Genomic DNA, 10343 nt, shown 5'->3' on the forward strand with positions numbered 1-10343 from the left:
TCCGAACGCGCCGAGGGCGATGCCAACACCGAGTACAGTTGTCCTATGCATCCGGAAGTGAGGCAACTGGGCCCGGGCACCTGCCCGAAATGCGGCATGGCGCTGGAACCGGTGATGCCCAGTAGCGAGGCCAGGGACAACCCGGAACTCGCGGATTTCAGGCGTCGTTTCTGGTACACCTTACCACTGACTATCATGGTGACTCTGATCGCTATGTCGGGTGGGGCATTTGACAGTCTGCTGGGGACGGCACGCCCCTGGATGGAGCTGGCGCTGGCCACTCCGGTGGTGCTCTGGTCCGGCAGGCCTTTCTTTGTCCGCTGGATCCAGTCCCTCAAGCAACGTTCGCCCAATATGTGGACCCTGATCGGTACTGGCACCGGCGCAGCTTATCTGTACAGCGTTATCGCAACCGTCGCGCCCGGCATTTTCCCGACTTCGTTCCGTCTCGATGGCGACGTTGCGGTATATTTTGAGGCGGCTGCGGTGATCATTTCACTGACCTTGCTCGGTCAGGTGCTAGAACTGAAGGCCCGCTCGGAGACCGGTGCCGCCATCCGCGGCGTGATGGATTGGTGAGAGGCTTTTTTGTGCGACCTGGTGCATGGGTAATATGGCTGCTGCTGGTGACGCTCCTTGCGAGGAGCGCGTTTGCGGCTTCGTCAGACTTCTGCACCATGCCTGCCAATCAACCGGCACCGGTCGGCCTATTCCAGGGTGAGCATGCGCATCTGAACTACGCTCAGTTGGAGCATGATGCCATGCAGCATGACGCCGGTGAAGTCCAGGATCGACACGGCTGCTGTGCCGGTGATAAGGGCGACGCTGACTGTATGATGAGCGGTTGCCTGTCAATGATGCCGCCCGTTGCTCACTTCGCTTCCCCCATTCATGCAGGTTCCATCGCAATTGTTTTTCATGTGCCCGCCTTCCCGCGACCGCCCAATTTTCCTCTATTGAGACCTCCGATCGCCTGATTGATAGGTAAAAACCGTTTTCTCGAACTGTGATACAAGGCGCTTCGCCTGCACGACTGAAGTCTGCTCGTTACCTTGTCATCCATTACTTAATGTTCTATTCAATTGTCTTCGGAGGCAACTATGTATCGATTTAAATTAACGGGCTTGGTGTTGGGGCTGTTGACGCTGCCCTTGATCGCGGCCTGTAATGATGGGCCTAAAAACCCAAAAAAATCTGACCCATCCGCTGGTGCAGTTGAAACGCTTACCGTCTACAAAAGCCCTACCTGTGGCTGCTGTAAAAAATGGATAGGTCACCTTGAAGACGAGGGCTTTGAGGCCAGTGTCGAACACCCGGCTAATCTGGACGCCATCAAGGATCGCTATCGAATCGCAAACAACCTGCGTTCCTGCCACACAGCGGTGTCGTCACAAGGCTATGCCTTTGAGGGGCATATCCCGGCCCGCTATATTCATCAGTTTCTGGCTAATCCGCCAGCCGACGGGATTGGGCTGACAGTGCCCGCCATGCCCGTTGGCAGTCCGGGTATGGAGGTGGGTGACAAGTTCATGCCATACCGGGTTCTGCTGATGAAAAAAGACGGCAGCACTGAAGTGTTTGCCAGTGTCGAGAGCGCGGCTCAACAGGTTCAGCCACTCCAACAACCGGAAGCGCAGCCATGAAAATATTCGTCACCATGCTTTTTATCCTGCCGCTCGGTATAGGCAGTGTCATAGCCTTTGCGCAATCCCTTCCCGAGACCCTGACGCTGGACGAGGCGATAACCCTCGCCATAGATACCGATCCCTGGCTCACCGGTAGCCAGTACACTCAGCAGGCCCTTACCGACGAAGCGACCGCCGTGGCGACCTTGCCGGATCCCCGCATGAGCCTGATGGCTGGCAATTTTCCCGTGGACACTTTCGACCTCAACCAGGAAGCCATGACCCAGTTGTCGGTGGGGATCAGTCAGATGTTTCCCCGGGGTGACAGTCTGTCGCTCGCCCAGCAGCAGAAGCAGCAGCTAGCCGAGCAGCACCCTCTGCTAAGACTGGATCGCCGGGCCAAAGTAAGCGTCACGGTCAGCCAGTTGTGGTTGGAAGCCTTCAAGGCGCAGGAGAGTATCCGGCTGATCGAACAGGATCGCGCACTGTTTGAGCAGTTGGTGGATGCCGCCAAAGCGGGTTACTCCTCGGCGCTGGGCAGGGCACGTCAGCAGGACGTAATTCGCGCGCAGTTGGAGCTGATTCGTCTTGAAGACAGACTGACGATGCTCAGGCAGCAACAGCAAGCCGCACAAAAGCGTCTGACCGAATGGATCGGTGCGCCTGCCACTGTCCCTCTGGCTCCGGTACTACCGACACAGTCTCTTTCCAGGCCACTGTCGGTACCGACCATTAAGCAGGCCAGCGAGCATACGCGCTACGAATGGATCCGCCATCATCCCGCGCTACGGGCACTGGACCAGCGTATCGACGCAACGCAAACCGGTGTGGATCTGGCAAAACAGAAATACAAGCCCGAATGGGGCCTGACCGCCCAATACGGCTATCGCGACAGCGATCCCATGGGGCGCGACCGGGCCGATCTGTTCTCCGTTGGCGTCACCTTCGATCTGCCCCTTTTCACCGGTAACCGGCAGGACAAGGAAGTCAGCGCCGCCGTAAATCGAACCGAGGCCATCAAAACCGAAAAGTACTTGCTTGGTCGTCGGCTAATGGCGGAACTGGAAACCGCGAGCGTACAACTGGCACGTCTCGATGAACGCCAGGCGTTATACACCGATCAGCTGTTGCCGCAAATGGCCGAGCAGGCAGAGGCTTCACTTTCGGCCTACAACAACGACGACGGCGACTTCGCCGAAGCCGTGCGTGCCCGCATTGCCGAATTGAATACCAAGATCGACGCGCTCGCCATTGCCGTGGATCGGCAGAAGACCATCGCCCAAATCAATTACCTGCTCGCCGAGGCGTCGTTCGACGATGCACGGCCGGCGAAACCGTTTTAAAGGGGTTCAACATGAATACATTCACCAAAACCTTGCTGGGCACGGCCGTCGGCGCGCTGCTCGGCGCATCCGGCGTCTGGCTACTCGGCAACCCCGATGAGGGGGATATGACAGCAACCGGCGGTGAACGCAAGCCACTTTACTGGGTGGCGCCCATGGATCCCAACTACAAGCGCGACAAGCCTGGCAAATCGCCCATGGGCATGGATCTGATCCCTGTGTACGAGAAATCCGCCGGAGAGGATGAAGCCGGCACCGTCAAGATATCGCCCGAGGTCGTCAACAATCTCGGCGTGCGCACCGCCACGGTTGGGTCCGGGTCTCTGAATCTGGATGTCAAAACCGTCGGTTACGTGCAATACGATGAGAACCGGCTGGTGCATATCAGCCCGCGCGTGGAAGGCTGGATCGAGAAGCTCCATGTCAAGGCCGCCGGGGATCCGGTCAGACAGGGCGACCCCCTGTACGCCCTCTATTCACCCACCCTGGTCAACGCCCAGGAGGAATTGTTGTTGGCGTTGAAACGCGACAATCCGGTGTTGATCGGCGCTGCCGTGGAACGGTTATTGGCATTGCAGGTGCCGCGGGCAGATATCGACCGGCTGCGTAAAACCCGCAAGGTCAGCCAGACCATCACCGTTGCCGCGCCGCAGTCCGGGGTACTGGACAATCTCGCGGTGCGTGAGGGCATGTTCGTCAAGCCTGGCTTGAGTCTGATGAGCATCGGCCAACTGGAGCATATCTGGGTGATCGGTGAGGTGTTCGAACGACAGGCAAGCCTGGTCAAGACCGGCGACCAGGTGCGGATGCGGCTCGATTACCTGCCCGGTCGGGATTGGTTGGGCCAGGTGGACTATGTCTATCCGTCTTTGAATGCCAAGACACGTACCGCGCAAATCCGGGTGCATTTCGACAACCCGGACGACTTCCTCAAGCCGGGCATGTTCGCGCAGATGGTCATTGAGACCCAGGCGGGGGCTGAAGCACTGTTAATCCCGCGAGAAGCGCTGATCCGTACCGGCAGCCAAGCGCGCGTGGTGTTGGCGCTGGGTGATGGCAAATTCAAATCGGTGGCCGTTGAGGTCGGGCGTGTGGGCGAACGGCAGGTGGAAATTCAGTCGGGACTCAAAGAAGGGGAACGCATTGTGACCTCTGCTCAGTTCCTGATCGACTCGGAATCCAGCAAGACGTCGGACTTCAAGCGCATGGCCAAGCGCGATCAGCAAGGCGAATCAATGGATGTAAAGGCAGACGCTGATTCCCGCTCAGTCTGGGTGGCCGCACGTATCGACAGCCTGATGCCGGATCACCGCATGGTGACCCTGGAGCACGAGGCCATCCCGGACTGGCAATGGCCCACCATGACCATGGATTTCACCGTCGCTGAGGCTGTGGACATGGATGCGCTCAAACAGGGAATGCGCCTGCATGTGCAGATCACCAATAACAACAGTGGTGGATACCAGATTACCCAAGTGCATATTCCCAATGAGCAAGGCAATGATGCCATGCCTGCAGGAATGGATCACGGTCAGCACGAGGGTATGGATCACGGTGATATGTCGATGCCGGAGCACAGCGAACACCAGGGCATGAACCACGACGCTCACGATCAAAAGGAGCACAATCATGATTGAATCGATAATCCGTTGGTCCGTCGGTAACCGTTTCTTCGTGCTGCTGGCTACTTTGATGCTGGTGGGGATGGGTCTCTATTCGCTGAAAAACACCCCGGTGGACGCCATTCCCGATCTGTCCGATGTACAGGTCATTATTAAGACCAGTTTTCCTGGGCAGGCACCGCAGGTGGTGGAGGACCAGGTCACGTATCCACTGACTACTGCCATGTTGTCGGTACCCGGTGCGGTTACCGTGCGCGGTTATTCCTTTTTTGGCGATTCCTTTGTGTATGTCATTTTCGACGAGGATACCGATGCCTACTGGGCACGTTCCCGGGTGCTGGAGTACCTGTCTCAGGTCGCGCCCACATTACCGCCCAGCGCCCGGCCGCAACTGGGACCGGACGCCACCGGTGTCGGCTGGGTCTACCTCTATGCCTTGGTGGATCGCAGCGGTCAGCATGACATCAGTCAGCTGCGCAGCCTGCAGGACTGGTTCCTGAAATACGAGCTGCAAACCGTGCCGGGTGTTTCCGAAGTCTCGGCGCTCGGTGGCATGGTCAAGCAGTATCAAGTGAAGGTAAACCCGGAGAAACTGCGCGCCTTCGGTATTCCCCTGTCTCTTATCCAGATGGCTATCCAGCGCGGCAACCAGGAAGTGGGCGCCTCGGTGGTGGAAATGGCCGAAGCCGAGTACATGGTGCGCGCCAGCGGCTACATCCAGGGTATCGATGATCTGGCCAACATTCCGTTAGGGTTGGATGTTAACGGTACGCCGCTGTTGCTCAAGGATGTGGCGGATATCGAGTTGGGGCCGCAAATGCGCCGTGGCATCGCCGAGTTGAACGGCGAAGGTGAAGTGGTGGGCGGTATTGTGGTGATGCGTTTCGGTGAGAACGCCCAGAAAACCATTGATGGGGTCAAGGCCAAGCTGGAAAAACTCAAGGCGGGTTTGCCCGATGGCGTGGAGATCGTAACCGTTTATGATCGTTCAGGGCTGATATCTCGCGCCATTGACAGTTTGTGGAAAAGTCTGGCCGAAGAACTCGCCATTGTGGCGTTGATCTGTGTCATTTTCCTGTTTCATGTCAGGTCCTCACTGGTGGCGGTCTTCAGTCTGCCGCTAGGTATACTCACGGCTTTTACCGTGATGTATTGGCAAGGTCTCAATGCCAATATCATGTCATTAGGCGGTATAGCGATTGCGATAGGCGCCATGATTGATGGCGCGATTGTCATGATCGAAAACATGCATAAGCATATGGAACGTACGCCCTTGACGCCAGAGAACCGTTGGAAAATCGTGGCGGCGTCAGCCAGTGAAGTCGGTCCGGCGCTGTTTTTCAGTTTGCTTATTATCACTGTGAGCTTTGTACCAGTATTCACCCTGGAAGCCCAGGAGGGCCGGATGTTCAGCCCGTTGGCCTTTACCAAAACCTATGCCATGGCAGCCAGTGCGGCGCTTGCTATCACAGTGGTGCCGGTTTTGATGGGATATTTCATCAGAGGCAAGGTGGTAGCGGAAAACAAGAATCCCGTTAATCGATTACTGATTGCCGGGTACATGCCCCTGCTGAAAACCGTATTGCGTTTTCCGAAAATCACACTTGCCATTGCGGTTGTGATTTTCCTCGTTGGGATCTGGCCGGTTAACAAGATTGGTAGTGAATTCATCCCCGATCTGGATGAAGGTGATCTGATGTATATGCCCACCACTTATCCGGGGCTATCTATTGGTAAGGCCAGGGAATTGCTTCAACAGACCGACAAGCTGATCGCGACAGTGCCTGAGGTAAAAACCGTGTTTGGCAAAATCGGCCGTGCCGAGACAGCCACGGATCCCGCTCCGCTGACCATGATCGAGACCTTTATTCAGCTCAAGCCCAAAGAGGAATGGCGCGAGGGCATGACCACGGAGAAGCTCAAGAAGGAGCTGGATGCGCTAGTGAAATTCCCCGGTCTAACCAACGCTTGGGTGATGCCGATCAAGACTCGCATCGACATGCTGGCCACCGGTATCAAGACGCCGGTAGGCATCAAGGTGGCGGGCGAGGATCTGCGAGAAATTCAGAAGATTGGGCAGCGACTAGAGCAGATCCTCAAGGATGTACCCGGCACAGCCTCGGTGTATTCCGAAAGGGTGGCCGGTGGGCGTTACATCAAGGTGGATATTCAGCGTGCACAGGCGGCGCGCTATGGCCTCAATATTGCTGATGTGCAGCAGGTAATAGCCACGGCCATTGGGGGAATGAATGTGGCGCAGACCATTGAGGGGCTGGAGCGTTATCCGATCAATCTGCGCTACCCGCAGGACTATCGAGACTCGCCAGAACAGCTGGCGCTGCTGCCCATCGTTACGCCCAGCGGCCAACGCATTGCGCTCGCCGATGTGGCCAATGTCTATGTGGAGGACGGCCCGCCAGCGATCAAGAGCGAGAACGCCAGGCTGAATGGCTGGACCTTTGTAGATATCGATGGGGTGGACGTGGGCAGCTATGTACAAGCGGCCATGGCAACGGTCGAGCAGCAATTGGATTTACCGGCCGGTTACTCGGTGGCCTGGTCCGGTCAGTACGAATACATGCTGCGCGCCAAAGAGAAACTGACCTATGTGGTTCCTTTGACGCTTGCCATCATTATCATTCTGTTATACATGAATTTTCGTAACTTCACTGAAATAGCCATTATTCTGGGAACACTACCACTGGCGGTAATTGGTTCAATCTGGCTGATGTACCTGCTTGGCTATAATTTTTCTGTCGCGGTTGCGGTTGGTTTTATTGCACTGGCGGGGGTTACGGTGGAAATAGGTATCATCATGTTAACTTATCTTAACCAAGCATATCACCAATTGATAGATACCTGTCGTGAGCGTGGAGTGCAACCATTAAAAGAAGATTTGCTCGAAGCTGTGACACAGGGCGCGGGACTTCGTGTAAGACCCGTAATGATGACTACGGTCTCCACTATCGCTGGATTGTTGCCCATTATGTTCAGTTCCGGAACAGGTGCGGAAGTTGTTAGCCGGATTGCGGCGCCTATGGTGGGCGGAATGGTGAGTGCTGTGATTTTAACGTTGTTGGTATTACCCGTCGTGTATTACCTATGGCGCACCCGCTCGCTGAAAGCATAATATTGCCAAACTAAATGGGGCAGACTTGTCTGCCCCTGCCGGAGCTCTGTGGTATAAACCAATAAAGCACCAAATGCACAAATAGGTTAATGCTATTTGGTTGATCTGAATCAATCAAAACACCTAAACATTACAGTCATGTCATGTTGGAGCCGGGTTCTACCCCGTTTCCACGGACGGTTTTAAGAAGGCGGTAAACTTGTGATCTTGAGCTGCGACCTTACGTCGCCTTCTTGGGTTGTGGAACCGCTCGATGTAATTAAATACGTCAGCCCTTGCCTCATTCAGGGTTCGATAATCACGGTGATTTGTCCGTTCCCGCTTCATCATGCCGAAGAACCCTTCACAGGCTGCATTATCGGCACAGTGGCCGACCGCACTCATGCTGCATACCAATCCTTGCTGTTTCAAATAACGCTGGTAATCACCACTCGTAAACTGGCTACCTCGATCCGAGTGGAGAATGATCTTCCCATCTCCCTCTCGTTGCCACACCGCCATCTCAACTGCCCGAAGCACCATGTACCGATCCTGGCGATGATGCATCGACCAGCCCGCAATGATGTTGCTGTACAGATCCATCACTACACACAGGAATAGCTTGCCTTCCTTGGTCTTGATCTCAGTGATGTCGGTCACCCACTTGGTGTCTGGCTCCAGTGCAGAGAAGTCTCGTTTCAGATGGTTCTTCACTCCATCCGGACGAACTGAAGGGGCCTTGCGACCCCGGCCTCTGCGGCGAGGCCAGCCCTGCAAGCCAGATTTCGCCATTAGACGCGCCACACGATTGAGGCTGGCTGTTTCTCCTTCCTCCACCAGGTCATCATGCATGCGAGGGGCGCCGATGGCGCCACCGCTGTCAGCATGTATCTCGTGGATTCGTTTGAGAAGCCGCTCATTATCCTGTGCCCGGCTCGAAGGCGCCCGGCCAGACCAAGAGTAGTAGCCGCTCGGAGAGACCTTCAAGCAGCGACACATTAGCAGAACAGGGAAGTCTTGGCGGCAACGCTCAATCGCCTGATATCTCAGGACGACTCCTTTGCGAAGAACGTTGCCGCTTCGCGCAAAAAATCCCTTTCCTTCTTCACTCGTGCCAGCTCCCGTTTCAGCCGGGCCAACTCCGCGTCACGAGGGGAGCCTGAACCCTGGAAGCTTGGGGTGGAGGCATCATCCGCCTCTCTGCGCCAACGAGAGAGAAGATTGGGATTGATGCCCAGTTCAAGGGCCACTTGGCGGCAGCTCACGTCGGGGGGGGCGAGTCTGCTCTACCGCTTCACGCTTGAACTCGGGGCTGTACTTCTTTCGCTTGCTCATAAACACTCCTTGGGCACAGTGTGCCTCTTTTTAGAAGTGTCCGCAGTAACGGGGTAGAACCCCCTCTTAAACGCACCAATATAGATTCAAAATAATTTTAGATACATATCACCTCCATGAAGCCAGGAAGGAATGGCCTTCCTGGTCCCACTTCATGGAGGCTTCATGATCATTCAATGTCCGTCCTGCCGCTCTATCCGGGTCGTCGCCCTGCAGAATGGCCGCAAAGTAGGCGGTTCTGTCGGCACGGTTGCTGGTGCCGCCAGCGGCGTTGCCATGGCGACTAGCGGAGCTCGCGTCGGTGCGACCGTCGGCATGGCGTTTGGGCCTGCTGGATCAGCTATTGGCGGCATCGCTGGTGCCGTCCTTGGCGGCCTGGCCGGTGGAGTCGCCGGAGGTGAAGCCGGAGCTGCACTGGGCTCCAGGCTCGACGATACCTATCTCGACAACCTGGAATGCCTGGATTGCGAGCACAGCTTTCGCCTGGATTCCGAGTAACCCCCTGTCTTATCCCTTATCTACTCATTCTTGAAGCTCGCCTTGTGCGGGCTTCTTTATGCCGCTTTGGAGGCCTGAATGGATATTCCCACTTTCGTAAAGAACGAGCAGGGCCTGTACCACGTACAGGGCTGCGTGAAGCCCGAGGAGATTGTCAGCACCGCTGCCACCATCCTGCTTGATGAACTCACCGACCGGGAAGCACTGACCGCGCCTACTGATGTCGCTCAGTTCCTGCAGCTGGCCCTGGCCCAGGAGAAGAACGAGGTCTTCTCGGCCATCTTCCTCAACAACAAACACAAGGTGCTCACTTTCGAGACCTTGTTCAACGGCACCATCGACAGCTCTGCTGTTTACCCCCGTGTGGTGGTGCAACGCGCTCTGGAGTGCAATGCCGCTGCCGTCATCTTTGCCCACAACCATCCCTCGGGTTGCAGCGAGCCCTCTAATGCCGACCGGCAGATCACCAAACGACTCACCGATGCCCTGGCACTGATCGATGTACGGGTGCTGGACCACTTTGTGGTTTCCCGTTCCGGCTACGTCAGCCTGGCCGAGCGCGGCTGGCTCTAACCCTGCCCTTTTGGGCATTCCTTCTTTAACAGGAGATTCACCATGGCACACCTTGTCGAAAACATGGCCTATGTGGGCCGTACCCCCTGGCACGGGCTGGGCAACCAGCTGGCCAGCCAACAACCACTGGAAGTCTGGATGCGCGAAGCCGGCATGGATTGGGATATCCGTGAAACTCCGGTGCGCTTTATCAGTAGCGAGGCTGGCGCTCTCGGGCAGATTTCCTCCTTCCCGGATC

General features: G+C 56.3%; 6 protein-coding genes and 3 pseudogenes. 8 read left to right on the forward strand and 1 reads right to left on the reverse strand.

The genetic code is table 11. The features are described 5' to 3' along the window. Positions 1 to 45 precede the first annotated feature (45 nt). The 5 genes and pseudogenes from HUJ17_RS01665 to HUJ17_RS01685 form a co-directional block, all read left to right on the forward strand. Positions 46 to 558 (forward strand): annotated as a pseudogene (locus tag HUJ17_RS01665) (heavy metal-binding domain-containing protein); the annotation flags it as partial. A gap of 542 nt (positions 559 to 1100) precedes the next feature. After that, positions 1101 to 1643 (forward strand): DUF411 domain-containing protein, encoded by a 543-nt coding sequence (locus tag HUJ17_RS01670; protein ID WP_062817569.1) that lies wholly within the window; start codon positions 1101 to 1103, stop codon positions 1641 to 1643. Next, positions 1640 to 2968: a TolC family protein gene (locus HUJ17_RS01675; protein WP_199175943.1), complete on the forward strand. Its 1329-nt coding sequence runs from the start codon at positions 1640 to 1642 to the stop codon at positions 2966 to 2968. The genes HUJ17_RS01670 and HUJ17_RS01675 overlap by 4 nt, the downstream gene beginning before the upstream one ends. Before the next feature lie 11 nt (positions 2969 to 2979). Further along, entirely contained in the window at positions 2980 to 4605 is a 1626-nt protein-coding gene (locus HUJ17_RS01680) for an efflux RND transporter periplasmic adaptor subunit (protein ID WP_102792506.1), read from the forward strand. Continuing rightward, positions 4598 to 7720, forward strand: a complete 3123-nt coding sequence (locus tag HUJ17_RS01685) for a CusA/CzcA family heavy metal efflux RND transporter (protein ID WP_102792507.1) — start codon at positions 4598 to 4600, stop codon at positions 7718 to 7720. The genes HUJ17_RS01680 and HUJ17_RS01685 overlap by 8 nt, the downstream gene beginning before the upstream one ends. A gap of 159 nt (positions 7721 to 7879) precedes the next feature. On the opposite strand, the pseudogene HUJ17_RS01690 reads toward HUJ17_RS01685, so the two are convergent. Further along, positions 7880 to 9034: pseudogene (locus HUJ17_RS01690) on the reverse strand (IS3 family transposase). A 165-nt stretch (positions 9035 to 9199) separates the two neighbouring features. Here HUJ17_RS01690 and HUJ17_RS01695 point away from each other — a divergent pair. The 3 genes and pseudogenes from HUJ17_RS01695 to HUJ17_RS01705 all read left to right on the forward strand — a co-directional run. Then, complete coding sequence (locus tag HUJ17_RS01695; RefSeq protein WP_287963207.1) at positions 9200 to 9532, forward strand: hypothetical protein; 333 nt, start codon at positions 9200 to 9202, stop codon at positions 9530 to 9532. A gap of 78 nt (positions 9533 to 9610) precedes the next feature. Then, entirely contained in the window at positions 9611 to 10105 is a 495-nt protein-coding gene (gene radC, locus HUJ17_RS01700) for a DNA repair protein RadC (protein WP_273009222.1), read from the forward strand. A gap of 42 nt (positions 10106 to 10147) precedes the next feature. Beyond that, positions 10148 to 10343, forward strand: a pseudogene (locus HUJ17_RS01705) (hypothetical protein); the annotation flags it as partial.

The sequence above is a fragment of the Alcanivorax sp. genome (assembly GCF_014762765.1).
Lineage (GTDB): Bacteria > Pseudomonadota > Gammaproteobacteria > Pseudomonadales > Alcanivoracaceae > Alcanivorax.

Bases quoted from the DNA above. Each gene is read 5' to 3' on its own strand.
- HUJ17_RS01670 (WP_062817569.1), top strand. From the start codon at position 1,101: ATGTATCGATTTAAATTAACGGGCTTGGTGTTGGGGCTGTTGACGCTG.
- HUJ17_RS01675 (WP_199175943.1), top strand. From the start codon at position 1,640: ATGAAAATATTCGTCACCATGCTTTTTATCCTGCCGCTCGGTATAGGC.
- HUJ17_RS01680 (WP_102792506.1), top strand. From the start codon at position 2,980: ATGAATACATTCACCAAAACCTTGCTGGGCACGGCCGTCGGCGCGCTG.
- HUJ17_RS01685 (WP_102792507.1), top strand. From the start codon at position 4,598: ATGATTGAATCGATAATCCGTTGGTCCGTCGGTAACCGTTTCTTCGTG.
- HUJ17_RS01695 (WP_287963207.1), top strand. From the start codon at position 9,200: ATGATCATTCAATGTCCGTCCTGCCGCTCTATCCGGGTCGTCGCCCTG.
- radC (WP_273009222.1), top strand. From the start codon at position 9,611: ATGGATATTCCCACTTTCGTAAAGAACGAGCAGGGCCTGTACCACGTA.